This is a genomic window from Rhizobium herbae (assembly GCF_019511375.1).
Taxonomy (GTDB): Bacteria; Pseudomonadota; Alphaproteobacteria; order Rhizobiales; family Rhizobiaceae; genus Pararhizobium; species Pararhizobium herbae_A.
Window position 1 is genome coordinate 1 of record NZ_JAEUAO010000025.1, and the last position, 255, is coordinate 255.

The following is a 255-nucleotide window of genomic DNA, read 5'->3' on the forward strand; positions in this document are numbered from 1 at the left end:
CGCCGCATCGACGGCGATCGACGCCGCGTCGTTGGCGCCGGTGATGGCGACGACGATGTTGTGGCTGGCGGTGCCGTCGAGCGAGGTGACGCTCAGCGTGTCGCTGACGGCGTCGCCCTGGTTGAGCACTTGCGTCGCCGCCCGGCTGTTGTCGAGCGTATAGGTCCAGCTGCCGGTGGCGGCATCGAAGGAGAAGCTGCCATAGGTGCCGTCGAGCGTGGCCGGGGCGGCAAACACCGCCTCGCCGTCGTCGAC

General features: G+C 69.8%; 1 protein-coding gene. It reads right to left on the reverse strand.

Annotated elements, in window-relative coordinates; all coding sequences use genetic code 11:
* A partial coding sequence (locus JNB71_RS24305) for a VCBS domain-containing protein (protein WP_220374323.1) occupies positions 1–255 on the reverse strand: 255 nt, incomplete at both ends.